Source organism: Parasulfuritortus cantonensis, from assembly GCF_004337445.1.
Classification (GTDB): domain Bacteria; phylum Pseudomonadota; class Gammaproteobacteria; order Burkholderiales; family Thiobacillaceae; genus Parasulfuritortus; species Parasulfuritortus cantonensis.
Window position 1 is genome coordinate 32066 of record NZ_SJZB01000029.1, and the last position, 26459, is coordinate 58524.

Genomic DNA, 26459 nt, shown 5'->3' on the forward strand with positions numbered 1-26459 from the left:
GCGCTTCTACTTGCCGGCGAGAAGTCAGCCGGTGGCTCGTCACAGCCTTCTCAACAGGCCATGGTGAGCAAAGGGTGCTGCAAGTTCGATCCGCGACTACCTGGTGGTGCAGCGACCGTGGCAGGTAGTCACCTTTATGGACTTGGCCGCCCCGCCTGGATGCACTCGGTTAAATGGTACATCGGTTTGTTCTGTGCCGATGGCATGCGGTTATTGAGTAAGGAATGACGTTATGGCTAAACCGAAGTTTGAACCGGAGGAGGCTCGGCGACAGCTCGCCGAGTTCTTGGATGCGGATATGGATGTCCCTACGCACCATCCCCTGCATCCGCTCTACCAGCAGCTGTTGGCCTGGGAGGATGCCCAGGAGCAAGCCAAGCGGGACTATGCGGGCAAGCTGGGTGCTGATAAGGGCGTGAACCGCGATGAGGCCAGGGTGATCCTGTCCATCGGTTCGCTGGACTCCGATGACGATTACATGCTGGTGCATACACGGCAGGCGTATCGTCTGTTCGTCGGCCGGGGCCGGGACCCGGAGGGCAAGCTCGCACGTATTCCGGGCGCCAAGAATGTCGGCTCGGCCCTACGCAACCTCTGGCAGTTGTCTGGACAGGACAATCCCTATGCCGATTGGATGCTGATCCTGGTCGAGTTCGAGATAGACGACCTGATCCAGCAATTGTCCAAGGCAACGGCTGAGGCCCGCACCCAGATTGACGACATGGCGGCGAGTGGGATGCATCTGTCCATTCTGCGCAGCCGGGATCCGGCCAAGGTGTCGCTAGGCTTCCGGTCGCCATACGGTTTCCTGCTCTCCAAGCTGGTCATGGACTTCGACATGTATGTGCGGGTGGTCAAGACCTTGACCGGCAGGAATCTGATCAGCGCGGATAAGGAACGCGAAATCCTGAGTGCCAGGCTGAGGCCAATCCGCGCTTTCTTCGATCGGGCACTACGCAACCAGAACGTACTCCAGGTGCCCGCCTACGCCGCCGTTACCCGTGCGGATGTCGGGCATCCGAAGACGCGGGATATACAAGATCGTGTCAAGGCACTCGCCGAAATCTGGCCTGGGCTACCGGAGGATGTGCTTAGCCGGGCGAAGTTGCCGAGACATGCTAAGCCGTTACGGCGGGAACCAAAGCGGGAGCGGACGGCTGAGGATACCGAGGCCGCGGATTTGCTGTAGCGGGTCTGGTTTTGAAAGGGATAGGCGATGGTTTTCAGGCTTTGGATACCGGGGTTGGTGCGGTTACCGACTGGTAGTTCAAAGGGTCTTAAGGGTAAGGGCGCGGGCGCGCGAGCGGCCGAGTCCGTTGAGGTAAGGAACGGAGATGTCTGAGTTGACCGATGATGAACTGTTCGGCATGGCAAAGGCCGTCATCGAATATGTCGAGGGGCTGATTCCCTTGCCCGTCCCGGATGCGGAAACGGCCTCATGGGAGGAGCAAAGAGCCTCCATGAGTTACGGGGACTGGTATGAGTACCTGCAAACACTGGCAGTAGATGAAGCCGGCCAACCTGATCGTGACCGGGTCCTGGCGCTCGAAAGGCGAACCGCTGAACTTTCTACCGCTTTTACAAGGTCAATCGACCGGGCAATTCAAGATCGCCGCAAGTTGATGCGCTTGACCGTGATCCGGTTCTTCGGTGTCGAGGGTGTCGAAATCAGCCTGGCGAGGCGGGGCTGATGCTCTTAAGGAAATCCTTGCCGATCCGTTTTCCGATGTCGTCGGCACGGGCAAGCCAATCGCCAAGATCCTTAAGTGATTCCATGTTGGCTTGCGTGGGGTCGTGTTGTGCCGCACGTAACGCACGGAGATCTGCTGCCATGAGTGCGAGCGTACCGGCGATGAAATTCAGGGATTCGAGGATCTTGGTTTCGGTACTTGGTTCCATGGTGGGACTCCTTTCAAAACGGTTGGTTTATGGCTTTCGGCTCGGTTTGCGCCGTCCAGATGTGGTTGCAGCCACGGACGGTCGCGTTCCGGGTATCCATTCTAGCCATGGGGGGACTCCCACCGCCCTATTCCGGCCTGGCTGGAGACCCTGGTGATGGACATGGCGCAGGGTAGCCGAGCGGTGCACGACCTGTCCGAGCTGGTCGGGCTGTGGACAGGCCAACTCGATGGCAAGACGGTGTTGAAGCGCAGCGGCCGGATGGTCATGGACCTGAACCAGCAACTGGATGAGATCGAACGGGAAATGATGCAGCTGGCTGAGGTTACCCGGGCACACAACGGCACGGGCCTGCAGCTGACGCTGCAGCGCCGGGCCACCGGCGCCGTGGCGCTACGTTGGAAGGCTGGCGCGAAAGCTCTGTCGGCCGAGGCCTTGGCCTCCAGGTTGGACCGGCTGCCGGCCGAGGCTGCCCGATGGTATCGGGATACCGAGGCCTCAGCCCGCTGGCTCAATGCAAGAGAACGCCTGGTGCGCCATGCGCGCCAGGTGATGCGCGACCTCTACGCGGTGGAGAATTAGCTGTTGTCTATCGTTTCTAATTACTTGATAGGAGTGTGTTATGGGCAATGAATTCCGTGGTACTGGCAATCTGGGGGCTGCGCCTGTTCTCAAGATGGTGGCCGTCAAGGGCGAGGATCGCCCCGTGTGCGAACTACGGGTCTTCTTCGACGAGTACAGCCGCGATGCCAAGGGAGAGATACAGCAGAGCGGCGGTTTCTGGCTGACTGGCTCGGTCTGGGACAGGCGGGCGGAGGCTACCGCGAAACTGCTGCGCAAAGGCGCCCGGGTGCGCGTGGAAGGCCGTCTGAAGGAAGAAAGCTGGGCGGACAAGGACACCGGCGAGGAGAAGTCGGAATTCCGGTTGGTGATCGACGACGTCTTCCTGGCCCTCTCGCGCATCGAATCGGTGACCTTCAAGGAGAAGTCCGGCGCCGGCGAGGCCTCGGATAACCAGGAATAAGGAGAGACTCAAATGATGATGCGATTTTTGCTGATGCTCTTTTCCTCTACGGGCATTTTGATCTTGGGCGCCTGGGCCATGGCGTCAACCCTTCAGGAAAAGGATCCCATGCCTGAAGGGACGTTCTCCGCGGTTCTTGCCCAGGATGGGATTTGGATGCTCGGTCTTGCCTGCTTGGCAGTTGGACTCTTGATCCAGCTGACTTGGCGGATCCCTTTCAAACTCGATGGCGACTGATCTCGCCAGTGGCCGATAGGACATGACCCAACACTACTTCAACACCGCCACCCCAGACGGCCGGCCTGTGACAGTGCTGTTGGGCTGGGATCGGCCGCTTGGCCAGTATTTCCTGGTCGTGGAACTGGAGCAGGATGGGGAGGAGGTGAACGACGAATACCTCTACTCCAACCTGGATGACCCGCAGGCCTGGCGGCAGCCCCTGGAGTATTACCGCAGGAAGCTGGAGCAGCTGGGCATCCAGGTGCCTTCCTCGATGCTCCAGGAGGCGTATTGGGATCAGGAATTCAACGTTGGTAACCGCCAGGTCTGGCACCGGGCGGATGGTACTTTCGAGGAGAGGGATGATGGCCCTGAAGATATTGAAGTCTTCCTAAGGCTGGGGCGTCGATATGGTTTCCGTCTTGTGTTTACAAGCGATGTCACGCGCACCAATGAACTCGCGGATATATTTGCGCACGAACTGGCCCGTTCAGGAGTTGTCCGTATAGAAGAGATAGTGGAAATCTCACGAATCGTAGAGACGAACAGCGTGCCTATGTGCAGCGTTGAATTTGAATGATGCAGGAGGTAACCATGCTCTCACTGGTGCAGGAACAATCCCAGTTGAACGCGATGGTGATGGACCTGGTGCAGGAAAGCCAGGCCAGCCACTGCCTGGCCGTGGGGTGCTTCGATCGTTTCAGGGTGACGGCCGTGTGCCGGATCAACGGGGTACGGGTGCAGTTGTTCGAGTCCGGCCAGTTGGTGGATGTGGTCTGGAGCGCCGTGCCGAAGACGGGCGCCTGAGTTATCCACCGTTTTAGTGGGTAACCCTGTGGATAACGGCGTAATTTCATTGTGCTGTCATGAGTTGGAAAGCTGCCCATCAAAAGGGCGCGATGAAAGGAGGTCGGCATGATGCTGGCCACTTGTATAGGTTGCGGTTGCGATGATCTGCATGCCTGCTATGACGAGGCGGCCGGCCAGCCCTGCAGCTGGCTGAAGGTGGACTATGGCGCAGGCCTCGGCGTCTGCTCGGCCTGTCCGGAGCACCTTGCGCGCTGGCAGGCCGGCGATCGCGCGATCGCCGTGCCGGTCGACCATCTCCATGGCCATCCTGCGAGCGAAGATCTCTGGTGCCTGTGGCCAGACGGCACCATGTGCCAGGTGGATGACCTGGAGGAATACCTAGCCTTCCTCTCGGATGATTTCGAGCGGGTTCACGTCCTGGAGTACGCGGTGGACGGCTCGCCGATGATGTGGGCTCAACTGCAGGAGGCATCTACCGACGCAGTGCTTGACAGACGCGCGGATATTTGATTGCATAAAAGCGTTTCTCTGGCCTTCGGGCTCGTTTGATCGCATGTAACGCGATTCGCCCACCGGTGCGTCATCTGGTCCCTTTAGCGCGGTCAGCCTTGTAACCGCGCCGGTTCGCAAGAGCCGAGGCAGCATCCTTCTCAACCCGTGCGGGGACTTGTCCCCCATCGGGCAGCCTCCGTGCCCTGTATGGAGGTTCTTAATGCAAGCAGCAACAGCACTCTCGATCATCGAGGCTTTCGAAGCGGTCAACATACCGCATGACAAAGCCCGAGCAGTCGTGGAAGCCCTGGAAAAGGAAATGTTCGACCAATTGGCCACCAAGACCGACCTCGCCTTGATGCAAGCCAGCATCAATGCCAAGTTCGATGTCCTGAGCCGGGATTTGACCATCCGGCTCGGTGTCATGCTGACGGTTGCCGTCGGCGTCGTGGCCACCCTGGTTCAACTCTTCTAATCGCTGTCGCCGGTTCGCCGGTTCCATTCGGGTCGCAAGACCCACATCCCTCTGGGGAGGCTTAACTCCCCAGCGCGGGCAGTGGTCTCCCCTTTTTTATTTCATCAAGGAGATCACCATGAGCACCGCTACCAACGAAACCGCTGTCAGCACCACGGCTACCACCCCGGCCGCAGCCGAGAAGCAGCCGAAAACGCATCTCGACCTGCACACCACCGGGATCGGGTATCTGAACCGTGTCCGCGAGGTCAAGGTCAAGAAGGGTTCCTTCTGGGCCTGCTCGATCGCCGCGCTGCACGGGGACATCAACGATCCGGAAACCACCTACTTCGATTGCAAGATCGAGGGCGCGGAGGCCCTGGAGCGTGTCCAGTTCCTGTTGAGTGCCGTGGAGCAGAACAAGAAGGTGACCGTGTCGTTCAAGATCGGCGACATCTACGCGGAAACCTTCCAGTACAAATCCGGCGACAAGGCCGGCCAAACGGGCGTGTCCATCAAGGGCCGCCTCCTGCAGATCCGCTCCGCCAAGATCGATGGCATGCCGGTCGATTTTGCCGAGCAGAACCGCTTTGCTGCATAATCCGCAGCCGAGACCCTTCGGGGTCTTGTTCGAGCCCGGCGCGCCGGGTTGGAACAAGCCACCCGAGGCCACCGATTCCCCTCGTTTTGTGCGTTTCGAGAGAAAAACGCTCACCCGAATGCGAAGTCAGCCCTGAAACTTCGCGGCCGAAAGGCTGGGTTAAGTCTCAATCAACCGGAGCCGGCTGTATAGGGCCTTCACAGTCCCGACAACGCCATTGTAGCGACTCCCTGTCGCGCTCTCCCTGCAACGGCCCCAGGCCGTGACCTTGTCCGGAAGACAGGCACTAGATCCACCCTGCCATCGGCTCCAGTCCATTCGTGGACTGTGGCCGGTGGAATCCCCACCTTACCCGCCATCTCCCCGATGGCTCAGCTTACTCAACCTGTCCCGCCTGGGAGTGCCTGCGCTCCCACCGGGAGAGGGGCCTTCTGGCTGGACTCTCAACCAGGAGGCATCATGCCCGTCCAACTTCAAGGCACGCTCAGCATCAAGGAGGTCAAAGGCCGTTCCGGAAGCTTCTGCGTCGGCGATCTCATCACCGACATCGGAACCTTCAAGGTCAAGGATGCCATCCTTGACCAGTACCCCGCCGGCGAATATGTCGGCGCTTTCGTCATCGACGAGATTTATCCGTCCAGCTACACCTGGCGCGGCAAGGTCTGGGTCGAGGTCCGAGCCAAGCTGTCGGCGATCCACGTCGACAACCAGCCCGAGGAAACGCCGGATGTCGAGGCGCTTCCGGAGGCTGTGGAACCCGATCCCGCCGACGAGGCGGTCACACCCCAGCCGGAGCCCCAATCGGCTGTTGTGGAGAACCAGGAGGCATCGGATGCCGAGCCCTCGCTATTCGATGCCGAGACTCAAGATCTCATCAATGCCGGCAAGCCGGTCAAGCTCGATCCCACCGTGGACCGTGGCTTGTTCCGTGCCCAGCGTGATGCCCTGAAGGCGCATGGCTACCGGTTCGATGCCAGCAAGCAAATGTGGGAGCTGCCTGCTGCGTGATGTGAACTTACAGAACCCGCTCTGGCGGGTTCATCCGGGAGGCCTCGCAGAGGCCTGCGGGATGAGCCCATCCAGCGGCGATTGAATCCAGGTTTGCGGTTACCCCGAACCGTGACCCTTAACTGCGCGTCCTGGTCTCCCCTATCGGACGCGACGGCGCCGCCGGCGCCGTGTGGAGACGCGATCGCAACTGCCCACGATGTGAATGTCATCCCGCCCACCTTGGGCATCCTTGAGCCGGTTTGCCGAGCCCGCTCAAGGATGCCGAGGTTCACCCGGCCCTTGTGGCCACCAATGTACTGCTGCCGCTGGAACAGTACGCACCGCAAGGTGCGCGGCTAAATCAACCGGGGCCACGGCCCTTCACCCACTGCCCACGCGGGATCGCCTTCCCGCATGGGGGTCGAATTCCGTGTCGGGTTTCTCATCAAGGAGATCCACATGAGCAACATCACGTCCTTCCAACAGCGACTGGAACAATCCCGTGCCGCCAAGGGTGGCCAGCGGGCCGCCGAACAGCAGCACTGGGACACACTGGTTGCGCGCGTCGACGAGCCTGTGGTGGCACGCATGATCGTCAGCTTTTTCGATCATGCGCCCACCGAGAAGCTCAAGCAGCCCGGCCTGTACCTGCGGGCGAAGCTGGTCTTGAGCGACTCGTTCGCAAGCGAGGCGACACGCGCCAAGCAAGCCAACCGGGCTGTGGTCAGGACCGTATCGGAATACCTGGGTGCTGCGGGGTATTTCTTCTACCGCTGCGTCCGCCTGCCGTTCCGGGCCGTGCGCGACTTGGCGGCGATCGCACGCCGCCGGCGGCCGGTCAACCGTCCGCTGTTTCATCATTGACCGCGAGAACACCCGCGGCTCGTTTCTATAATCCTCTGCATAGCGCCGGCCCGACGAGGGTTGGCCCTATGCCAAATCGATAAAGCAGGAGGTAATTCATGCAAACCGGACAACAAATTGGCCTGCTGGCCAAGCGATACCTGAAGGTCGACCTTCCTCTCCAAGTGTGCCAAAGCAACTCTGGCTTCTTCATCGGGACCATCCATCCCACGGATGGACCGTACAGCCGCGAATCGGCCGAGTATTTCCCGGACAGGGATAGCGCCGAACACGCGCTGGCCACCGGCTGCTGGACCCAGCTGGAAGGCTACGACATTTGACCGACACCCAGGGCAGACTGCCCTGGGGGTTTTCTTGAGGGCCATCCTGAAGAAAGCCCACGCCGCGTACCAACGCCGGCCGTCGTTACGGCCCGCCCGATCCCCGTCAAGGATCGAGGCTCGTCAGTCCCTGGAACGAGCAAGGCCGCCAGGCCTGGGATCCCATCTTCATCAACCCCGCGGGGATGTCTGTCCCCGCATCGGGGCCAGCGTCTCCGTTTCACCTGGAGCGCAAACCATGACAACGGAATGTGTGATCTCGGAAACCCCGGAGCACATCATCGGCCTCGCCCTCGGACGAGGATTTTTCATCGCGGCATACGACGAGGACTACCAGGAATGCCTGCGGGTATCCGATGAGTTCTACGGCACCTTTGCGGAGGCCTCCAAGGCTTCCGCGGAGGGCACCTGGACGCCGGCCTAACCCGCCGCCCGAAATTGTCGTTTGCAAGCCCGAAGCCAGATTCACGGGCTATCCCACCCTGCAGGGAACACCTGGGCCCTGCAGGGCCCGGTGTCCCTGCCATTTCCCTGGAGGACATCATGGAAACCAACTCTGAATTCATCGACCGCATCATGAACTTCTGCCCCACCGGAGCACTGGTGCAGGCCTTCGTGCTCGAAGCCTTGCGCCGGTACGCCGAGCAGGTGGCCGATCCGGCGGTTCAAATCCCCGATACGGACCTACTGAGCGGGCAGGCCTGGAAGCGCACCGGTGTGTGGGTGCTCGGCCAGGTCGAGACGCATCTCAACTCGCACGGCTGACGTGCGCTGTATGCACTCATCATTGCCGGCAGTCAGACCCTTTCCCGGGGAATGATCTAAGGCGCATTTCTTATCACCCTGCGGGGCAACCGTCCCGCGGGACGGTGCTCCGCATCTTCAGGAGCACATCATGGGAAGACAGTTGCGCATTGTGGAGTACACCCTCCCCTATCGGCACCGGGTCCAGGTCGGCATTCCGTCGACCGACGACGAGGAGGCGACAGGGATCGCTCAGGCCGCTTTCGAGGCGGGCACGATCTGGGATGACACTCAGGAGATGCCCCTCCTCTACGACGACTTTGAGGAAGAGGACAGCGGTCTCGAGTTTGTCGTGGTGGCCACCGTCGAGATTTGGCCCGCACCGGACGCGAGCGTCTTGCAGAAGCGGCGAGAGGCAAGCGCCGTGGCGGCCTGTCGGAGCCTGGTCGCCGCAATGAGGTTGCGAGAACAGGCCGACGTGCCGCCCGATGACGTTGATCGGGCCCTGACCGAAGCCTACAACCTGGCCATGTCCGCCCTGGGTGGCACACCGCCTAATCCCGCCATACCCACAAGGCCTCGGGTCGTGGTTGGCGTCGATGGCGGGTTGGTCCAGGGCGTCTCGTCGGACCTGCCCGTGGAGCTTGTCGTGGTCGACTATGACATGCGAGACACGGCCGATGGCGCGGTGATCGTCCCACAGAGCGGTGGTGGCGAGGAAACCGCTGCCGTCATTTCGCACCAGGTGGCCCTTGATCCACAGTTTGTTGATGCAATCTGGAAGGTGGAGGCGGGCAATGTCCGATGAATATGGCTGTGACCACTACGGCAAGTATCGCGTCCGGATGCATAGCGTACCCGGCATCTGGGAGCGCTATGAGGGTTACGTCGACGTGTACGCGCCGAACGAAAACGCCGCACCCGAGAGGGCGAAGCGTGAACTGATACGCACCAGCTTCCCGGACAGGCCTGCCAGTGCCTGGGCAGTCGATAGCGTGATTCGGATCGGTTGATTGATTAACCCGGCCCCTCGTTGAGGGGCCTTTCCAGGGCCGCGTTTTTCACGGCCCTGGAAAGGCCACGCGCCAACCAGGTAACAAACGCCGACAGACGGAATCTGTCACGGCTCGTCAGCCCCTGAAACGAGCACGGCCGCCAGGCCTGGGGCTTCATCGCATCTCCCCCGGATGGGGGGCAATCTCAACCCGCCGGGGTGTCACCACCCCGTAGGGTGCACGACCTTCGGCACAGCAAGGAGGTCATCACTCATGGGATGGACAATCTCTTTTGACAGCAGCCGGTCCGAAGTCCTCGCGAAGCGCATCCGGTCGGCCACTCAGGCTGACGGGACGCGCTGGGAGTGTTTGAGGCACGCCACGGTGGGGAACGTGCTCTGGACGGTCTGGGAGGTCATCCCGGGCCCACCAGAGCCCCCCAGGGCCTACAGGCCGCCTTACCGGTACATCGGTTGCGACCTGTTGGCGCCGGGCGGCAAGAAGCACGGCTGGGGCTACAAGGACCTGTGCGAAAGCATGGGGCCCTACTACTACACCTGTCCCTTGTCCTACCTGGACATGGTGCCGGTGGCCAACGCGGACTGGCGTGGCCAGGTGCGCGCCTGGCACGCTGCCCGCAATCGCAAGGTCGACGTCGGCGATGTCCTGATCCTGGAAGGATTCGCCATCCCCCAGGTCAGGATCGTCGAAAAGCGCGGCCGGCGCCTGACCGGCGAGTACCAGGGCCGCTTCTATCGGGTTCCACCGCGCGTCCTGGCCAGGGTCATCGAGCAGCGCAAGGCTGTCTGAATTTCAACCACTTACGCCGGCATTGACAGTGCCCGGCGTCGTCGTATGTACGGAGTAAATTTCCATGCCATTCATCGTTGAAGCAAGCACGTCCGATCCCGCAGCCCGCGAGGGACATGCCAAGGGCAACTTGGCGGATTACGAGATCTGCCCGACTCGGCCGAAGGCCTGCGAGCAGACGCATCGTTATCACCGAAGCGGTTACTGGGTCGAGGTCTACGACCAAGACAGCGGAGAGTTGCTGTCAGGGCCGATCAACCCCGATCAGCCTTTGCCGAGTTACATCGTTTGAAGGAGAAATCATGCAAGACAAGTTCCACATCGTGAAGATCGGGCACGGTCGCTATGAGGTCCGGCATCATGGCCTGGTCGGCGCCAGGCTCGGTCTGCTGCTTGGCCAAGCAGGGCGGTGGGTGGCGGAGGCCCCCAACGGTGCGCCGTTGGGGCACCACCGGTCCCGCAAGGCTGGCGCCCAGGCGCTCTATGACCATGCGATGCAGCAGGGCTAGAAACCTCCCGGGAAAAGCCCTAGACTGCATGCGTAACTTGAAGCTCGTCAGTCCCTGGAACGAGCGCAGCCGCGAGGCTCGGGACTTCATCCTTTTGCAACCCTTTCGGGGACACCTCCCCGGAAGGGCCGTGGTGTCTCCGCTATAGTGGAGGTATCCATGTTCAAGAGACTTGCCGATAGCATTTTGTGTATGTTTCACATCCAAGCCCGATGGGATCCAGACGTCCACGTCTGGGTCGCCGAAAGCGATGATCTTCCCGGTCTTTGCACCGAGTCGCCGTCGCTGGAGGATTTGCATGCCAAGCTCAAGGTTCTGGTTCCGGAACTGATCGAGTTGAACCATGTGGCTGTCGAAGGCCTGGTGGCCAACTATCAGCTGATCGTCGACGACCAGATCGCCCTCGCAGCCTGAGGGCTCGACATGAAAGGCTTTACCGCTAGGCTCAAGGCCATGCTCCTGGAGCAGGGCTGTTACCTGGTCAGGCAGGGGAAAGGCGATCATGAAATCTGGTACAGCCCGATTTCCGGTCGGCACTTCCCGGTCGACGGAACCATCCTTTCCCGGCACACCGCCAACGGCGTGCTCAAACAAGCCGGCCTGAACAAGGCCTTTTAACCGTTGTTTCTTACCCCGTGGGGATATCGTTCCCCGCGAGGGGCATGGTGTCTCCACATTCCTATGGAGCGCATCATGTTCAAATTGCCCCCACGCATCATGTTCAACGGGACTTCCTACGAAGTCCCCAGTCTGGAGCAGATCGAGGAGTGGATCCTCGATTCGGTTTGCGAAACGCCGGAAGGCGATTGCGTCGAGCCGGACCATCCGGATAGCTGGCTGTCCCTGCTCGGTCTGATCTGAGGAGGTTGGCCATGGGACTCATGTTCTCGCGGCTGGCCCGCAACTTCATCAAGAACGGCTACTTCCCAACGGACGAGGTCACCCTCGGCCGCATCATCAACGCCCTGGACATCGCCGGCGCCCGGGTGCGGATCGCGGATCCGTGCTGTGGCGAGGGCGTCGCCCTGGCCGAGGTCAAGCATGCCCTGACCGAGGCCGGCGCCGCCGTGGAAGCCCTGGGCATCGAGTTCGATGTGGAGCGTGCCTGGCATGCGAAGCAGCTGCTCGACACCGTGCTTCACGCCGACATGAACGACGCCTGGGTGTCGTCCAGGATGGCCAGCCTGCTGTTCCTCAATCCGCCCTACGGCCATACCGTGGCCGACACCGGGCAGACTGGGGATGGCAAGCATAGCGAACGGCTGGAACTGATCTTCCTGCGCAAGACGGCGGGATGGCTCCAGGTGGGCGGTGTGCTGGTCTTCATCGTCCCGCACTATGTCATGAGCGAGGAGATGGCCAACTACCTGTGCCGGCATTTCTCCAACCTCACGGCCTGGTCAGCGCCAGAGCGGCAATTCAAGCAGATGGTGGTGTTCGGCATCAAGCGCCGGCCGGCCGCGCCCTCCAGGGGGCAGGTCGAGGCCTTGATGGCGGTGAAGGACACCCTGCCGCCCGAGTTGCCGGAGGCCTGGCCGCATGCTCCCCTCCTGGTGCCCGAGGCCGTCGCCGGCGATGACCTGGTATTCCAGGCCCTGCGCCTGAACGGCCCCGAGTTGGCTTCGGAGATCGTAAGGCATCATGCCAGTACGCTGTGGCCCGCGTTCCCGCGGACCTTCAGTGCCCAGGCCCAGGCCCACCGGCGCCCCTTGCGGATGCTCTCGGACTGGCACCTAGCCCTGGGGCTGGCCGCTGGCCAGATCGGCGGTTTCGTGGCCTCCCAGGACGGCCGTACCTACCTGATCAAGGGGGCAACCCACAAGGAGAAGGAGGTATCGGTCCAGCATGAAACCGATGCCAAGGGCAACGTGTCGGAAACCCGTGTCCTGACCGATCGGTTCGTGCCGGTGATCCGAGCCATCGACTTCACCGATGGCAGCCCGGCCTTCGGCGAGGTGCTGACCATTCGGTAGGCAGTGCAGTGATATTTGAAGTCTCCTCCGCTTGCCCCTCCTCGTGAGGGGCCTTTTTGGAGTGCCTGTTTGACGGGCCCTCCAACAAGGCCCTTGGCTTTGGCGAGCACTACCTGGTCGAAGGCTTTCGACCCGCTGATGCCGTAAGCATCGAGATCCGGTCATCCCTGCAACCAGATCGGGCGCCTGGCGCCGGGATCAATCATCAACCCTCGCGGGGCGTCTTCCCCGTCAGGGGCGGGCCTCGCAATTCTTGTTGGAGGTCTGCATGGCTACACCATCGCTTTGGCGCATCAGGGAGTTCTCGGACGTGTTCCTGGATGCGCTGGTCAGAAACGAAGCGGGGCAATTGATGTTCGCCTCGCTGTACGGCCGGGATACCGCCATCCAGCAGTTGCTGGCGGCTTTCTCCCTGCCCTTGTCATCGGGGGCGTCGACCGCATCACCCTGCACCAGGTCGAGGCCCCGCCCCGTCCTGGTGACGGCGTGGTGGGGGTCGTGGAGTTGCGTCCCGGTACGCCGCCGGCGGAAGACCCGCGTGGCCTCGCCTTCATCGGCGATGCCTCGCGGTTGACCAAGCTGGCCGGCAAGCTGCCGCGCCGGTCGCTGTTCGGGCCGGTGACGCATGCCTTCATCTACGACCCGGCCGTGGTCGAACCGGACACGGCGAACGGTCGTGCCTGGGTGATGACCCTCGGCGACGAGGAAACGGCCCACACCGAGGCGGTATGGGCGATGATCCAGCGGATCTCGCCGGTGCCCCTGGTCGACGCCTGGCGCGATACGGTGCTGGCCCGCCTGGGCGGCGCCGTCGTCCAGGATCTCAACCATCATGCCAAGGTCACTTGGCCAACCCTGGGGCCCGTGCGGGCCTCGCTGATCGACCTTGGGGAATCCTTCTCACAGGCCATTTCTGAGCTGGTGAAAACCCGGGTGCTCACGCGCCAGGTCGACACTGGCGGCACCACCCCGCAGGAAATGCCGCTCGCGGCCTGACCTGTTCACTTCCTCAACCACCCTCGCGGGGTATCCATTCCCCGCGAGGGGCATGGTGTCCCCGTCATCTCTTCTCTGGAGACCACCATGCAAGTCGAACGTCAAATTCTTCATGTCACCACGTCCACCCAGCCGGTGGGCGACCATAACAAGCTCCACGCGGACATCCTGGCGTTCATCGCCTCGCATCCGAAACCGGCCGATGCCCCGGAACAGTGGGTCATCTGCAAGCTCTTCGACGCCTTCGGCTCGGCCACCTGGTGGCTGACCGAATACGATGCAGGGGATCGCATCGGCTTCGGCTTCGTGACCGGACTGCAGTACGACGAATGGGGATCCGTCTCCATCGCCGAGCTGGCCGAGTTGCAGGCCGGCATCACCGGCTTGCCGGGCAGCGCGCCCAGGATCGAGGTGGACCAGCATTTCCGGCCCACCACGAAGGACCAGGCCGTGGCCGCTTACTACGCGAGTCCCAGCCAGGATCTTCGGCCCGCCGAGGATGCCGAGATGACGCCGATCGCCGGACCGTCCGTGATGTCGCTGTCGGAGTTCGTCTCATGCTTCGGCACGGGCCTGCTCGATGCCGTGCGCCGGCAGAACCCACCCGTGTACTCGGGCCTGCCGGATGTGCGGCGGGAGGCGGTGATGGACACCCTGACCCGGGCGCCCTTCCCTGCCCAGCGCGAGGTGGTCCAGGCCGTCTCGGCCCTGCTGTTCGACGAGGACGAGCCGGCCGGTATCATCAATGCCGAGATGGGCACGGGCAAGACCATGATGGCCATCGCGGTCGCCGCGGTCGCCCACGCCGAAGGCTATCGACGCAGCCTGGTCATCTGCCCTCCCCACCTGGTCTACAAGTGGCGGCGGGAGATCAAGCAGACGGTGCCGAATGCGCGGGTCTGGATCCTCAACGGTCCGGACACGCTCAGGAAGCTCCTGCAGCTGCGCGAGATGCGCGAGGCCCCGCTCCATCCCGAGTTCTTCGTGATGGGCCGGGTGCGGATGCGCATGGGCTACCATTGGAAACCAGCGTTCAATCTCAAGCGCGTCCTGGTGCGCGAGGAGAATGGCGACTCGACGTTCCCGCAAGGGTCGAAGGTCGCGGTCTGCCCGCACTGCCATACCTGGATCACCGATGGGGACGACAGGCCCCTGAACCCTGACCTGGCCGAGTACCTACTGGCCAAGGAACGCCGATTCTGCCCGCAGTGCCAGGGCGCCTTGTGGACGTTGACCCGTCCGCAGGCCTCGGCGAAGTCGCGGGACGAAATGGTGCTTTCGGCGATGCAGCAGCTGCCGACGATCGGTGCCAAGACGGCGCAGCGGCTCCTGGCAACATTCGGGGCCACGATGCTGGGCGACATGCTGGAGGACAACGTCTACGAGTTCATCAACCTGATGGACGAGGACGGCGACCTGTTCTTCTCCGATCGCCAGGCGACCCGGATGGAGCGGGCCATGGCTAACTCCGAGTTCAGCTTTGGGCAAGGCGGCTACCAACCGACCGAGTTCATCAAGCGCTATCTGCCCCAGGGCTACTTCGGCTTGCTCATCGTCGACGAAGGTCACGAGTTCAAGAACGAGGGCTCCGCCCAGGGCCAGGCCTTCGGCGTACTGGCCAGGAAATGCAGCAAGACGCTGCTCCTGACTGGGACGCTGATGGGCGGTTATGCCGACGATCTCTTCTACCTGCTTTGGCGGTTGCAACCCAAGGCGATGATGGAGGATGGTTTCGGCTACTCGCGGCGCGGCTCGCTCGGGCCGGCTTCCATGGGCTTCCTGAGAGCCCATGGCGTCATCAAGGACATCTACAAGACCCGCGATGACGAAGCCAAATCGCACCGCACGGCGCGCGGCCGACAGACCGTGCATCGGGCAGCCAAGGGACCGGGCTTCGGCCCGAACGGCATCATGCGGTATGTGGTGCCGATCACCGCGTTCCTGAAGCTCAAGCAGATCGGCGGCAATGTCCTGCCCCCCTACGAGGAGCATTTCGAGGGGGTGGCGATGGCGCCGGTGCAGCTGGAGTGGTATCGCAAGCTGGAGGGGGCCTTGAAAGATGCCTTGAAGCAGGCGCTGCGCGCGGGGGATCACAGTCTCCTGGGCGTGGTGCTCAACGCACTGCTGGCCTGGCCGGATTGCGCGTTCCGTGCGGAACACGTCGTCCACCCGCATCATCGCAGCCGCGTCCTGGCCCACGTGCCGGCGCTGTTCGAAGGTTCGGAGCCGATGCCGAAGGAGCGCATGCTCATCGAGCGCGTGAGAGCCGAGAAGGTCAAGGGCCGCCGAGTCCTGGTCTACACGGTCTACACGGGCACCCGTGACACCACCGCAAGGCTCAAGGCGCTGCTGGCGGCCGAGGGCCTCAAGGTGGCAACCCTGAGTGCAAGCGTGGCCGCCGAGAAGCGGGAAGACTGGGTCGCTGACCAGGTCGACCGCGGCATCGACGTGCTGGTGACCAACCCCGAGCTGGTGAAAACCGGTCTCGACCTGCTGGAGTTTCCGACCATCGTGTTCCTGCAGTCCGGGTACAACGTCTACACGCTGCAACAGGCCGCCCGCCGTTCTTGGCGGATCGGTCAAAAGCAGCCGGTGGACGTGGTTTTCCTGGGCTACCAGGGCACGGCGCAGATGACCTGCCTCGAGCTGATGGCGAAGAAAATCGCCGTGGCTCAATCGACTTCGGGCGACACGCCGGAGTCGGGGCTGGATGTGTTGAACCAGTCGGGGGATTCCATCGAAGTGGCACTGGCCAGGCAGTTGGTCGGTTGACGAAACACCCCGGCCGTACCCCAAACCGGGGGTGGCTGGGCCAGTTTCAGGAAAACTTAATGCTAGGCGCAAGTCTGAAATGCTATTGACGGCATCATGCAGCGGTCGCCGAAGCCAGGAACGAATTGGGCTGGAGCGCCTTCTCGTCCGACAGGTCCAGGGTACGGAACCAGCCCAGGCAGCCCTCCAGGTGCAAAAAACGCGGAAACAGGCCAAAACGGGTGGGATTTGAGCAGTTTTGCGGGTGCGCAAGCTCGAATTCCCGGATCATGAAACCTCGGCGGGGGCTGCCACATTTGTTTTTTGAGTTAGTCAAAAAAACCTTGCGTAGCACAACTTATTTGTGGTAAGTAGCAGAAAATATTCTGTGGTAAGAAGCAGAAAATATATAAAGGTGAGGTTACGAGCAGGTACAAATACAAGACCTGCCGCAGGGATCAAAAATCATCTGGCGCCGAAAGGAATTGGGGGGAGCTCCGATTCAGGTGCGGGTTATGCTAACGCGGTTACGTGCGCGCATAATTTGCTTGTTGTGCCATGGCGCGACCTCCTTGAAAAAAGAAGAACACAGTCTCCTGGCTGAGATCGTCTTCATCAATTGGAGGTAAGTGCCATGTTGCATACTCTGTCGCCGCTGTTTGAACGCTTCGCCGAACGGCACTTTGCCGTAGAGCCACGCCGACGCCGGCGCCTCACCTATTCCGAACTCGCCCATGCGTCTGCAGCGCTTGCTGAGCGATTGATTGCGTGCGGCATCCGTCCCGGTGATCGTGTGTTGCTCGTGTCGGGGAACAGCCTTGAGTTCGTGGTCTCCTACTTCGCAGTGCTGCGCCTGCACGCTGTCGCGGTGCCGCTCGGCCCCGACGAGGAGGCAAACCGAATCCATGACGTCATCGTAGATGCCCAGCCACGGCTGGCCCTGATCGCGGACGACGCCAGACCATATTTGGTGGATGTTCCCACCATGCCCGTTGATCTAGACGCGCTGGCTTCGGCTGCGGTGGCTCACCTGCCCGAAGTGCCTTTTGCCGCCGACGAGCCGATCGCCCTGCTCTATACAAGTGGGACAACGGGACGCCCTAAGGGCGCCGCCTTACGGTGGGGCCACTTCATCGAGAACATCATGGACTACGGACACGACCTGGACGTCGGGCCAACGACGCGCTTCATCGTCTCCATGCCAATGTGGCACATTGACGGCTGGACCTACAGCACGCTGCAGCCACTGCTGTTCGGCGCGAGTGTGACCATTGCGCCCTTGTTCGACGCCCATGTGGCTGCGACATTTGACCAACTCCTCGAACCCGACCACCGCAACGTGCTGATCGCGGTCCCGGCGATGTTGTCCGCGTTGATCGCGATACGAGGGCGTCGGCCGTCCGGCGGGGGACAGGCCTTGAACTACGTGATCTGCGGTTCGTCGCGCCTGGCCCCGGAGTTGCAGGGCCAGTTCGAGCGCCTATTCGACACTATCGTTCTGCAGAACTATGGCTCCACGGAGGCGCTTCTGGTCGCCTATTACACGCGCCAGATACCATACCGAGAGGGTTCGGTGGGGCGCATCCCTGCGAAATGCCGCGTGCGCATCCTGCCGGATGGGCAAATCGGCGTCGCAGGGGCCTACGTCTTCGACGGTTACTTCCAGGATCCGGCGCGGACGGGCTTGGCGTTCGAGGACGGCTGGTACCTCATCGGAGACATCGGCACCGTGGACGCCGACGGCTACCTCTATCTGCACGGACGTCGGAACGACATGATCAACAAAGCCGGCATCAAGTTCGATCCGGTCGAGATCGACGAGATCATTGAATCCCATCCGGCCGTGGTCGAATCTGCGACTCTCGGCATCGATAACGAGCGCCAGAGCCAGGACATCGTGTCGTTCGTGCAAGTCTGTCAACCGGCTGCGGACCTGGAACGCTTCGTGAAGGAGCGCCTGCCCCAGGTGCAATGGCCAACTCGGATCGTGGTGATGGATAACTTGCCCCGCAATCTGCTTGGTAAGGTCATTAAGTCACAACTGCGCCAGATGCTAACGAACATTGTCGCAAGTGAGGCCGTGTGATGAAGACGATTGAAGAAGAGGTCGCAAGTGTGCTCGCAACGATCTGCCATCGTGATCGTGTGTCACTCCTGGACGAACTCGTGCGTGACCTGGGTGTCGATTCCCTATCGTTCGTGCAGTTGGTCGTAGCGTTGGAGCAGCGTACAGGTGTCAGTTTCGACGACGAGGACCTTATGCTCTCGATGTACCCGACCGTCGCGGATTTGGCGCGCTACCTCGCACGGCGCGCGAATCCTTCGGAGGCGACATCATGAAGTCCTGCGTGCTGTTCGATTTCGACGGAGTCATCATCAACTCCGAGCCTGTTATTAAGGCCGCCTTCACGCTCAGTTTTCGCGACATCGTCGGGCGGGGCGAGCCTCCTGTGCGCGAATATCTGAGCCACATGGGCGACTCGTTCGACAGGATCATGAGCAAGATGTCGCTACCTACGCAGATGTACCCGGTGTTCAGGGACTACAGCACGCGGCTATCGAACCTTATTGAGGTGTTTCCCGGTATATCGGAGTTGCTACGCGAGTTGCGGAGCGAAGGCGTGGCAACGGGTCTGGTGACCGGAAAGGACCGTCGGCGCGTCGACGAACTGATCGAGGTGCTTGGCCTTCCGGGCTTCGACGCGATCGTTGGTGGCGACGAGATTGAAAACCCCAAGCCTCATCCTCAGCCACTGTTGCGGGCGCTCGACATGCTTGGTGTCCAGGCTGAACAAGCGTGGATGATCGGCGACTCTCCCAACGACATCGTGGCCGCCCGCTCGGCCGGAGTGTCCTCTTGTGCGGTGACCTGGGGCATCGGTTCGCGACGGGAACTTGAGGATGTCAAGCCGGATGTGCTGGTGTCGTCGCCCGCAGAACTGCGCAGCCTTCTTCTTAAGGCCGCCGCATGAGTCAGGCGGAGCTGCCGGCGACGGATGTAACCTACATCACAGCACGCATGGCCCAGGTCGTCGAGGACGCGCGGGCGTGTGGGTTCGATGTCGTCGACCTCTCGATCGGTAATCCCGACCTTCCGCCGCCCGAGGAGGCCCTCGACGCACTGAATGCTGCGGTGCACGCGCCAGGGGCGCACCGCTACGCGCCCATGGAGTCGCGCGGCATGCCGGAATTCCGCGAAGCATTCGCCGCCTGGTATCGCAGGCGATCAAGCGTGTCACTGGACGTGGAGACGCAGGTTCTGGCGATGCTGGGCGCGAAGGAAGCTGCGCACCTGCTCTGCGCCGCCCTGCTCGTGCGGGGTGACAGCGTCGTCATTTGCGAACCGGCCTACGGCCCTTATCGATCTGCGGCGGAGCGGTGCGGGGCTCGGGTTCATTCGCTCGCGGGCCGCGCCGAGATGGGGTTCGGGGCAGAGCCCTCGCAAGTTCCGGACGATGTGCTGTCGCGTACCCGCCTCGTGTTCCTGAACTTCCCGAACAACCCGACGGGCGCCTTGGCCACGCCGGGTTGTTTCGAGCGCTGGATAGACGCCGCGCGCCGGCATGGCTTCTTGCTGTGCAACGATTTCGTCTATTCAGAGATATACGACGACGGGCCAGCACCGCGCAGCCTCCTCGAAATTGAGGGTGCGCTCGACGTCGCTGTGGAGTTGCACTCGCTGTCGAAGACCTACAACCTTTGCGGTTGGCGTCTTGGGGTGATGCTAGGTCAGCACGACGCGATCGCGCGCGTGCTGGCGCTCAAGCGCCATGTCGACGCCGGGCCGGCCACGGTGCTGCAACTCGCGGCCGCGCGGATGCTTGGGCAACCGCTGGAAGCCTTCCTGGCTGCCCAGCGCCTCACATACTCGGCGCGGCGGCGGCTTCTCTCCGGCGGCCTTCAGCGCGCTGGCTACGAGGTTTTCCCGAGCAGAGCCGGGATGTTCGTCTGGGCTCGCACCCCCGGTGGCCAATCGGCGCAAGCCCACCTGGGCGACTTGATTAGACGGTACGGGATCGCTTGCAATCCCGGTACCGCTTACGGGAGCGAATACGGCTCCCATGTCCGCTTCTCGCTGGGGGTCCCGGAGGACCGCCTGGACGAAGCTGTCCGGCGCTTGTGCGCCGCCCTTTGATTTCATCGGAATCTATCGCTATGAGCAATCCCATCCAGGGCAACCAGGTCCTCATCGTCACTCCGTTCAAGCCCGATCTCAGCTTGGACGAGCCCAGCCTCGTCCGACTCGTCGACCATCTCGTCGAGCAGGGCGCCGCCGGCATAATCGCGCTCGGCACCACGGGCGAATTCTTCAGCCTGTCCGACGATGAGAAGCGTCGGGTTGTCGACGTCGTTGCTGAGCGCACTCGCGGACGCACCCCCCTGATCGTCGGCGTTGCGAACACCGATCCGGTGCAGTCTGCGGGGCTGGCGGCATATGCCAAGGAGCGTGGCGCCGCCGCAGTGTTGGCGCCCCCACCGTACTATATCTCGCCCAGCTCGGAAGGCATGGTCGAACACTTCTCGCGCATCGCCCAGGCCGGTATCGATCTGATGGTGTACGACGGCGGCGGTGGCATTGAGATCCCCATCGACGTGGTGGCCGCCGTGCAAGCACGCAGCACCCACATGCGCTATGTCAAACTGACCACGCCCAAGGTGTCAAAGGTGGCGGAGATCCGCCAGCGCTTCCAGGGCGCCATATCGGTCTTCGCCGGAGAGGATCTGCTGATCATGCCGGAACTCATCGAAGGCGCCGACGGCCTGACGACGGCAGCTGGTAACCTTCGTTGCGCCGAGCTGGGGCGCATCTTCGACCTTGTCCAACAAGGCCTCTTGGAGGAGGCACAAGCCCTTCACGATCGCTGCATCGCGCCACAAGCGCTCGTCACTGGAGCTGTGCGAAACGAGTTCGTGCAGTGCTTCAAGGTGGCGCTCAAGATGACCGGGATCATCGATAGCGACGCGGTGCGACCTCCATTGCACCGGCTCTCGGAGTCTCGCATCGTCCAATTGAAGGGCATGCTGCGGCACCAGGGCCTGCTGCCGTCGTCGGTACGCTGACCGCCCCACCGGAGGAGACAATATGCGAGGACTTCGAGGACGGACCGCAATCGTCACCGGTGCCGCCGCCGGTATCGGGCTTGCGATCGCGAGGCGCTTGGCGGAAGAAGGGTGCGCGGTCTGGATGCTGGATCGCGACGGTCGCGTGCACGAGGCCGCGCAGGAACTGGCCGGCGAGGTCGAGGTCATGCTCATGCCGATGGTCGTCGACATCGCCAGCGAGGCACAGGTCGGCGAGGCTTTCGCCCGGATCGGCGCCGCCGCGCCGCGCGTGCACATCCTTGTCAATAACGCAGCCGTCTTCGAGAGGGCTGGCGTCGAGGCCGGAGTTGCGCAATGGCAGCCGCTGCTCGATGTAAACGTAGTCGGGACCTCGCTCGTCACGCGGGCATGCGTACCCTTGCTCAGCGCCGCCGACGGCGGCGCGTCGATCATCAACCTGTCGTCGATCAGCGGCTTCGTCGGCCAGGCGGGCTTCGCTGTCTACAACGCATCAAAATTCGCGGTGCGCGGCCTCACAAAATGCTGGGCGATAGACTTGGCCGTCCATCGCATTCGCGTCAACAGCGTCTGCCCAGGCTACATCGAGTCCCCGTCAGGGGAGCGTTACGTACAGGCGCAGGGCGTTGATCCGGTGGTTATCCGACGCCGGCTGGCCGCCCAGCACATTCTCGGGAGGCAAGGGCGGCCCGATGAAGTTGCTGCGGCCGTCGCGTTCCTTGCGTCGGACGATGCCTCCTTCATCACAGGGACGGACCTGCTTGTGGACGGAGGCTATGTTGCCCGTTGACACGCCCCCCCCTGTCTCAGCCCGGATGGCCGCGTGGCTTGCACGCCCGGCCGGGCGTGCGACTGCTGCCATCATGGCAACCTTGCTGTGGGGGAGCGCGTTCCCGGCTGTCAAGATTGGCTACCGATTGGGAAATATCGGTCCCGACGACCTGTTTTTGCAACTGCTTTACGCTGGCGTCCGTTTCACGGCTGCCGGGTTGATTTTGTGCATGCTCGGCGCAGCCCTCAACTCCAGCCCGCTGCCGCGCACGCGCAGGCAGGCATGGTTCGGCCTGCGGGTCGCCAGCGTTCAGACTGTTCTGCAATACTTGTTTTTCTACGTAGGGATCGCCTTCAGCTCGGGAGTGTCGGCCTCGATCATCGCTGGCACGCTGACATTCTTCCAGCTGGCCATCGCGCACTTCCGCTACGCCGACGATCGCCTCACGTCCCGAAAACTACTGGCCGCACTAGTGGGCTTCGGTGCGATCGCGTTCTACCAGGTCCAGCATGCAGGTGGCTACGCCGGCGCCGCCTTCGGCGTCGGCGAAGCGGCCATGCTGGCCGCGATGTTCTTCGCCGCATTTGGCAATGTCATGAACCGCGAGTCGAGAGAGAACGGGTGGTCACCCTTGCGGTTGACCGGCTTCCAAATGACTGTGGGAGGGATGATCCTCGGCACCGTCGGCTTGGTGGGTTGCGGGCATCGATGGCCCGAGTTGTCACCAGCTTTTTTCGGCGTTCTCGTCTACTTATCGTTCGTATCAGCGGGAAGCTTTCTTTTGTGGAACTCGCTGATGACATTCAACCGGCCGGGTAGCGTCGCGATATTCCTATTCCTCGTACCGGTCTTCGGCGTGCTGCTGTCTTCGATCGCTCTGCACGAGCCGTTTGACGCGCGCGTCCTGCCAGCGCTGGCGATCATTGCCGCGAGCATCGTGGCCGCTCAAGGCCTTCCCCGGTCAGGGAACGGCACGCTTTCGAATGGCGCGGCTGGAGCTTCACGTTGAAACCTGCTGTGTTTTGCCTTCCCCACGCCGGAGGAAACGCGTCGTTTTTTGCGCGCTGGCAGGCAGTCTTCGGAGAAGGTCTGGACATTGTTCCCCAGGACTACCCCGGACGAGGCGCCCGCGCGGGCGAGGCACCCGCCCGCAGCCTTGAGGAACTCGTGGTGGGGATGGCGGCAGGTATCATCGGGCGCCTTGCGCCTGGCGTTTCGTTCGCGCTGCTAGGCCACAGTATGGGTGCAACCGTCGCTTGGGAGGTCGCGCGATACCTTGAGGCGACCGGCGGCGCCAAGCCCCGCCGGTTGTTCCTGTCTTCTCGAGACTCGCCCGCCTTCGCGCGCGTGCAAGTTGACGCCCACGCCGATGATGCTGCCTTGTGCCGTGCGCTGTGCGAACTTGGCTCGCTCGCGCCGTCATTGCTGGCACAGCCGCGCTTCCTGAAGCCGCACCTAGCAGCATTGCGTGCTGACCTCGCGCTCCTGAATGGGCATGGGCCGGCGTCGATGACACTGCCGATGCCGTTATGCGACGCAGTCGTCCTTTACGGAAGAAACGACCCGTCCGTAACGCAGACGGGCCTCCAGGATTGGTCACGCTTCGTCTCGGGCCGCTGTGAGTTGCGATCCTTCGATGGCGGACATTTCTACACGGACTCCGCCCTGCCAGCCCTAGCCGACCTCGTGTCGACACCGACTTGGTTCGCGCGCTAAGCCGACGCGCCGCCAGCATTTCATTGGCGCGGTGAAACCCCGGCCGCCGCAGTTCGCCGAATCGGGGGCACTTTTGCGGTGGCTGCGACCAAGACCCGCCTTGGTCTGGAGTAATGTGGCGGACCACAGCCAAATCCGGATACCTAATATTTTAAGCCCAATGAAAAGCCCCGTTCTCCTCTTGGGCCCGCCTTGGCATGGACTGGATATTTTGCCTGTGAGTAGTATTTTGGCGAAACTGGTCGCTCCTTATGCGGGGTACTTATAACGTGGAGCTTAGCATACGATTTATTCCGTTTCGTGAGCTGACCCCATCTATGTAAGCAGAACTTGGCCACGAAGCGGTGGATCCAGTGATGGGCCACCGGGCAGTTGTCCGACACACCCTCACTTCATCGGTCGCGGATCCGGAAATGGCTACACCTATCCGGATGAGATGTGGGCCACAGCCCTTAAGACCCTCGCGGGTCTTAAGGAATTGCCGGACTCCCTGGTCAGGTACGAATGGGTAAAAGGCTACCCGGGCGGCTATGCCTTTCTTGAAGGTGCGGTCGGCTCATTGGATGACCGAATGGATGAATTCCTGCCCAAGTTGATCGTGGACCCGGCGCATCCGAGGAAGTGGATCGACATCGAGGCTACATTTTGAGTGTGTTCAATGAAAAGCCCGGTTCTCCTCTTGGAGCCCGGGCTTTTTTTTATGCCCGTCAAACGATCGTTAGTCGGTCATGCCGGATATTGTCCGGCAATCAGCTTGTTCGACGGGTTGTCGGACATCAAGATAAGCGGACGGCATGACGGACAAAAGGGGCGGCAATGGCACTGATCGGGTATGCGCGGGTGTCGACGGCGGAGCAGGACACCGCTTTGCAGACGGACGCACTGCGCAAGGCAGGGTGCGAGCGGGTTTTCGAGGACACGGTGTCCGGTGCCAAGGCGGATCGCCCAGGCCTGGCCGCCACGCTGGCCTATCTTCGAGACGGTGATGTACTGGTCGTCTGGAGGCTGGATCGGCTCGGACGTTCTCTGCCACACCTGATCGAGACCATAGGCGATCTGGAAGCGCGTGGCGTCGGCTTCAGGTCACTGACCGAAAGTATCGACACCACCACACCGGGCGGGCGCCTCGTCTTCCATGTGTTTGGCGCGTTGGGCCAGTTCGAGTGCGACTTGATCCGCGAGCGCACCAAGGCCGGATTGGCCGCCGCCGCCGCACGTGGACGAAAAGGCGGGCGCAAGCCGGTCGTCAGCGCCGACAAGTTGCAGCGTGCGCAGGAGCACATCGCCAACGGACTGAACGTCCGCGAGGCCGCAGCGCGGCTCAAGATCGGCAAGACGGCCCTCTATGCGGCCTTGCAGGCCGCGGGCTCGGGCGACTCCTGAATAGAATGACTAAAAGTAGAATCCAGGAGGACACGTAAGAATATGCGAAGGGATCCATCATCATGGGGAAGTTGGTCGACGGTAACGACGGCCTGCCTGCGGAAGAAGTAGGCGTCCATGCCAAGCAAAAGCACGAATACCTGAAGCGCTACCTGGACATCTCCAGTGCAGCGCGAAGGAGGTTCCTGGACGGACTAGGGGGCGCCACTTACATCGACCTCTTCTGCAGCGTCGGCCAGGCGCGAGTCCGGGAGAGCGGTGAGTACATCGACGGAAGCGCCGTCGCGGCGTGGAAGATCAGCGTCGAGAGTGGAACGCCGTTTTCTACGATCTACCTGGCTGATGCCGACGATGATCGGCGCCGGGTCATGGCCGAGCGATTGCGACGACTGAAGGCTCCCGTCAAGGAACTGCCAGGCACGGCACTCGATGCCGCACGGCTGATACCTGACGTGGTCAACAAGTACGGGCTTCATTTTGCCTTTCTCGATCCCTATAACCTCTGCGCCCTGGACTTCGGTATCCTCGAATCGCTTTCCTGTCTCAAGAGAATGGACATGTTGATCCATGTGAGCGCCATGGACCTGCAGCGCAATCTGGGCGCGAACATGCACAGTGAGGAGTCGGAGTGGGATCGCTTCGCGCCTGGCTGGCGCGAGCACGTGTCGCCGGCGGCGCCCCAACGAGAAATCCGTCGCCTGGTGATGGAATACTGGCGATCGCGTATCGCCGGGCTTGGGGTTCACCCAGGGAGCGATGGCGACGTGAAGATGATCACCGGCCGGCAGAACCAATACCTGTACTGGCTGCTCCTCGCCGCCAAGCACAAACTGGCGCTCAAGTTCTGGAAGATCGCCTCGAACCCGGAGGGGCAGCAGGAGTTGTTCTAACGAGGCTGTAGAAAAACATGCTGAGGGGGCGCCAAACCGAAATTTAGGGGGGTGGCTTGCCCCCTCCCGAGAGGGAGATCGCCGATTACAGCACATTGTACAGGGTCGATTTTATTGCATGCTCTCAACAATCCGTCATCGGGAGGTTTTTCTACAGCGTCAACGTGGAGGTGAGCGGCCTGCGCG

39 protein-coding genes are annotated in these 26459 nt (G+C 62.0%); 37 read left to right on the forward strand and 2 right to left on the reverse strand.

The window, feature by feature from the left end; genetic code table 11:
• Positions 1-232: 232 nt before the first annotated feature.
• Together EZJ19_RS07720 and EZJ19_RS07725 are read left to right on the forward strand one after the other, a co-directional pair.
• Positions 233-1189, forward strand: coding sequence for a PFL_4669 family integrating conjugative element protein (locus EZJ19_RS07720; RefSeq protein ID WP_131446297.1), 957 nt, complete (start codon positions 233-235; stop codon positions 1187-1189).
• Positions 1190-1334: 145 nt separating this feature from the next.
• Positions 1335-1691, forward strand: coding sequence for a hypothetical protein (locus EZJ19_RS07725; protein ID WP_131446299.1), 357 nt, complete (start codon positions 1335-1337; stop codon positions 1689-1691).
• On the opposite strand, the gene EZJ19_RS07730 is transcribed toward EZJ19_RS07725, so the two are convergent.
• A complete protein-coding gene (locus EZJ19_RS07730) occupies positions 1669-1899 on the reverse strand; it encodes a hypothetical protein (RefSeq protein WP_131446301.1) in 231 nt (76 codons plus the stop codon). The genes EZJ19_RS07725 and EZJ19_RS07730 overlap by 23 nt on opposite strands.
• 156 nt (positions 1900-2055) lie before the next feature.
• On the opposite strand from EZJ19_RS07730, the gene EZJ19_RS07735 reads away from it, so the two are divergent.
• The 24 genes from EZJ19_RS07735 to EZJ19_RS07845 all read left to right on the forward strand — a co-directional run bounded on the left by EZJ19_RS07735 (position 2056) and on the right by EZJ19_RS07845 (position 16472).
• Positions 2056-2481 carry a hypothetical protein gene (locus EZJ19_RS07735; protein ID WP_131446303.1) on the forward strand — a complete coding sequence of 142 codons (426 nt, stop codon included), beginning with the start codon at positions 2056-2058 and terminating at the stop codon, positions 2479-2481.
• A gap of 40 nt (positions 2482-2521) precedes the next feature.
• Positions 2522-2923, forward strand: coding sequence for a single-stranded DNA-binding protein (ssb, locus tag EZJ19_RS07740; protein ID WP_131446305.1), 402 nt, complete (start codon positions 2522-2524; stop codon positions 2921-2923).
• A gap of 12 nt (positions 2924-2935) precedes the next feature.
• A complete protein-coding gene (locus tag EZJ19_RS07745; protein ID WP_131446307.1) occupies positions 2936-3160 on the forward strand; it encodes a hypothetical protein in 225 nt (74 codons plus the stop codon).
• Between the two features lie 22 nt (positions 3161-3182).
• On the forward strand, positions 3183-3722 hold the full coding sequence (locus EZJ19_RS16045; RefSeq protein ID WP_206199365.1) for a hypothetical protein: 540 nt from the start codon (positions 3183-3185) through the stop codon (positions 3720-3722).
• Positions 3723-3736: 14 nt separating this feature from the next.
• Positions 3737-3949: a hypothetical protein gene (locus EZJ19_RS07755; RefSeq protein WP_131446309.1), complete on the forward strand. Its 213-nt coding sequence runs from the start codon at positions 3737-3739 to the stop codon at positions 3947-3949.
• 108 nt (positions 3950-4057) lie between these two features.
• Positions 4058-4462, forward strand: coding sequence for a hypothetical protein (locus EZJ19_RS07760; RefSeq protein ID WP_131446311.1), 405 nt, complete (start codon positions 4058-4060; stop codon positions 4460-4462).
• Between the two features lie 202 nt (positions 4463-4664).
• Positions 4665-4919, forward strand: a complete 255-nt coding sequence (locus tag EZJ19_RS07765; RefSeq protein ID WP_131446313.1) for a hypothetical protein — start codon at positions 4665-4667, stop codon at positions 4917-4919.
• 118 nt (positions 4920-5037) lie between these two features.
• Entirely contained in the window at positions 5038-5499 is a 462-nt protein-coding gene (locus EZJ19_RS07770; RefSeq protein ID WP_131446315.1) for a DUF3577 domain-containing protein, read from the forward strand.
• Between the two features lie 459 nt (positions 5500-5958).
• Positions 5959-6507 (forward strand): DUF3275 family protein, encoded by a 549-nt coding sequence (locus tag EZJ19_RS07775; RefSeq protein ID WP_131446317.1) that lies wholly within the window; start codon positions 5959-5961, stop codon positions 6505-6507.
• A gap of 441 nt (positions 6508-6948) precedes the next feature.
• Positions 6949-7353, forward strand: a complete 405-nt coding sequence (locus tag EZJ19_RS07780; protein WP_131446319.1) for a hypothetical protein — start codon at positions 6949-6951, stop codon at positions 7351-7353.
• Positions 7354-7451: 98 nt separating this feature from the next.
• The gene (locus EZJ19_RS07785; protein WP_131446321.1) at positions 7452-7673 is read left to right on the forward strand and encodes a hypothetical protein; all 222 of its coding nucleotides are present in this window, start codon (positions 7452-7454) and stop codon (positions 7671-7673) included.
• Between the two features lie 238 nt (positions 7674-7911).
• Positions 7912-8097, forward strand: coding sequence for a hypothetical protein (locus EZJ19_RS07790; RefSeq protein WP_131446323.1), 186 nt, complete (start codon positions 7912-7914; stop codon positions 8095-8097).
• A 119-nt stretch (positions 8098-8216) separates the two neighbouring features.
• Positions 8217-8438, forward strand: a complete 222-nt coding sequence (locus tag EZJ19_RS07795; protein WP_131446325.1) for a hypothetical protein — start codon at positions 8217-8219, stop codon at positions 8436-8438.
• A gap of 130 nt (positions 8439-8568) precedes the next feature.
• Positions 8569-9225, forward strand: coding sequence for a hypothetical protein (locus EZJ19_RS07800; protein WP_131446327.1), 657 nt, complete (start codon positions 8569-8571; stop codon positions 9223-9225).
• On the forward strand, positions 9215-9430 hold the full coding sequence (locus EZJ19_RS07805; protein ID WP_131446328.1) for a hypothetical protein: 216 nt from the start codon (positions 9215-9217) through the stop codon (positions 9428-9430). The genes EZJ19_RS07800 and EZJ19_RS07805 overlap by 11 nt, the downstream gene beginning before the upstream one ends.
• 465 nt (positions 9431-9895) lie before the next feature.
• Positions 9896-10222, forward strand: coding sequence for a hypothetical protein (locus tag EZJ19_RS16335; protein WP_240754701.1), 327 nt, complete (start codon positions 9896-9898; stop codon positions 10220-10222).
• Between the two features lie 64 nt (positions 10223-10286).
• The gene (locus EZJ19_RS07815; RefSeq protein WP_131446332.1) at positions 10287-10514 is read left to right on the forward strand and encodes a hypothetical protein; all 228 of its coding nucleotides are present in this window, start codon (positions 10287-10289) and stop codon (positions 10512-10514) included.
• Between the two features lie 10 nt (positions 10515-10524).
• On the forward strand, positions 10525-10731 hold the full coding sequence (locus EZJ19_RS07820) for a hypothetical protein (RefSeq protein ID WP_131446334.1): 207 nt from the start codon (positions 10525-10527) through the stop codon (positions 10729-10731).
• A gap of 159 nt (positions 10732-10890) precedes the next feature.
• Positions 10891-11145 (forward strand): DUF1902 domain-containing protein, encoded by a 255-nt coding sequence (locus EZJ19_RS07825; RefSeq protein WP_206199366.1) that lies wholly within the window; start codon positions 10891-10893, stop codon positions 11143-11145.
• A 9-nt stretch (positions 11146-11154) separates the two neighbouring features.
• On the forward strand, positions 11155-11349 hold the full coding sequence (locus EZJ19_RS07830) for a type II toxin-antitoxin system HicA family toxin (RefSeq protein WP_131446336.1): 195 nt from the start codon (positions 11155-11157) through the stop codon (positions 11347-11349).
• A 75-nt stretch (positions 11350-11424) separates the two neighbouring features.
• Positions 11425-11592: a hypothetical protein gene (locus EZJ19_RS15845; protein WP_165873512.1), complete on the forward strand. Its 168-nt coding sequence runs from the start codon at positions 11425-11427 to the stop codon at positions 11590-11592.
• A gap of 11 nt (positions 11593-11603) precedes the next feature.
• Positions 11604-12704 carry a DUF6094 domain-containing protein gene (locus EZJ19_RS07835; RefSeq protein ID WP_131446338.1) on the forward strand — a complete coding sequence of 367 codons (1101 nt, stop codon included), beginning with the start codon at positions 11604-11606 and terminating at the stop codon, positions 12702-12704.
• 486 nt (positions 12705-13190) lie between these two features.
• Positions 13191-13700, forward strand: coding sequence for a hypothetical protein (locus EZJ19_RS07840; RefSeq protein ID WP_131446340.1), 510 nt, complete (start codon positions 13191-13193; stop codon positions 13698-13700).
• An 87-nt stretch (positions 13701-13787) separates the two neighbouring features.
• Entirely contained in the window at positions 13788-16472 is a 2685-nt protein-coding gene (locus EZJ19_RS07845; RefSeq protein WP_131446342.1) for an SNF2-related protein, read from the forward strand.
• 94 nt (positions 16473-16566) lie between these two features.
• On the opposite strand, the gene EZJ19_RS15850 is transcribed toward EZJ19_RS07845, so the two are convergent.
• Positions 16567-16743 (reverse strand): hypothetical protein, encoded by a 177-nt coding sequence (locus tag EZJ19_RS15850; RefSeq protein WP_165873513.1) that lies wholly within the window; start codon positions 16741-16743, stop codon positions 16567-16569.
• Between the two features lie 342 nt (positions 16744-17085).
• On the opposite strand from EZJ19_RS15850, the gene EZJ19_RS07850 reads away from it, so the two are divergent.
• From EZJ19_RS07850 to tcmP, 11 genes are all read left to right on the forward strand, one after another.
• Positions 17086-18537, forward strand: a complete 1452-nt coding sequence (locus EZJ19_RS07850) for a class I adenylate-forming enzyme family protein (RefSeq protein WP_131446344.1) — start codon at positions 17086-17088, stop codon at positions 18535-18537.
• A complete protein-coding gene (locus tag EZJ19_RS07855) occupies positions 18537-18791 on the forward strand; it encodes an acyl carrier protein (protein ID WP_131446346.1) in 255 nt (84 codons plus the stop codon). Before EZJ19_RS07850 ends, EZJ19_RS07855 begins: the two co-directional genes overlap by 1 nt.
• Positions 18788-19423 (forward strand): HAD family hydrolase, encoded by a 636-nt coding sequence (locus EZJ19_RS07860; protein WP_131446348.1) that lies wholly within the window; start codon positions 18788-18790, stop codon positions 19421-19423. Before EZJ19_RS07855 ends, EZJ19_RS07860 begins: the two co-directional genes overlap by 4 nt.
• Entirely contained in the window at positions 19420-20586 is a 1167-nt protein-coding gene (locus EZJ19_RS07865; RefSeq protein ID WP_131446350.1) for an aminotransferase class I/II-fold pyridoxal phosphate-dependent enzyme, read from the forward strand. The genes EZJ19_RS07860 and EZJ19_RS07865 overlap by 4 nt, the downstream gene beginning before the upstream one ends.
• A 20-nt stretch (positions 20587-20606) precedes the next feature.
• Positions 20607-21512, forward strand: a complete 906-nt coding sequence (locus tag EZJ19_RS07870) for a dihydrodipicolinate synthase family protein (protein WP_131446352.1) — start codon at positions 20607-20609, stop codon at positions 21510-21512.
• Between the two features lie 22 nt (positions 21513-21534).
• Complete coding sequence (locus EZJ19_RS07875; protein ID WP_131446354.1) at positions 21535-22302, forward strand: SDR family NAD(P)-dependent oxidoreductase; 768 nt, start codon at positions 21535-21537, stop codon at positions 22300-22302.
• Positions 22303-22375: 73 nt separating this feature from the next.
• Positions 22376-23293: a DMT family transporter gene (locus EZJ19_RS07880; RefSeq protein WP_165873514.1), complete on the forward strand. Its 918-nt coding sequence runs from the start codon at positions 22376-22378 to the stop codon at positions 23291-23293.
• Positions 23290-24000 (forward strand): thioesterase II family protein, encoded by a 711-nt coding sequence (locus tag EZJ19_RS07885; RefSeq protein WP_131446358.1) that lies wholly within the window; start codon positions 23290-23292, stop codon positions 23998-24000. The genes EZJ19_RS07880 and EZJ19_RS07885 overlap by 4 nt, the downstream gene beginning before the upstream one ends.
• Before the next feature lie 436 nt (positions 24001-24436).
• Entirely contained in the window at positions 24437-24649 is a 213-nt protein-coding gene (locus EZJ19_RS07890; protein ID WP_131446360.1) for a hypothetical protein, read from the forward strand.
• 167 nt (positions 24650-24816) lie between these two features.
• Positions 24817-25383: a recombinase family protein gene (locus tag EZJ19_RS07895; RefSeq protein WP_131446362.1), complete on the forward strand. Its 567-nt coding sequence runs from the start codon at positions 24817-24819 to the stop codon at positions 25381-25383.
• Between the two features lie 62 nt (positions 25384-25445).
• On the forward strand, positions 25446-26273 hold the full coding sequence (gene tcmP, locus EZJ19_RS07900) for a three-Cys-motif partner protein TcmP (protein ID WP_131446364.1): 828 nt from the start codon (positions 25446-25448) through the stop codon (positions 26271-26273).
• Positions 26274-26459 lie beyond the last annotated feature (186 nt).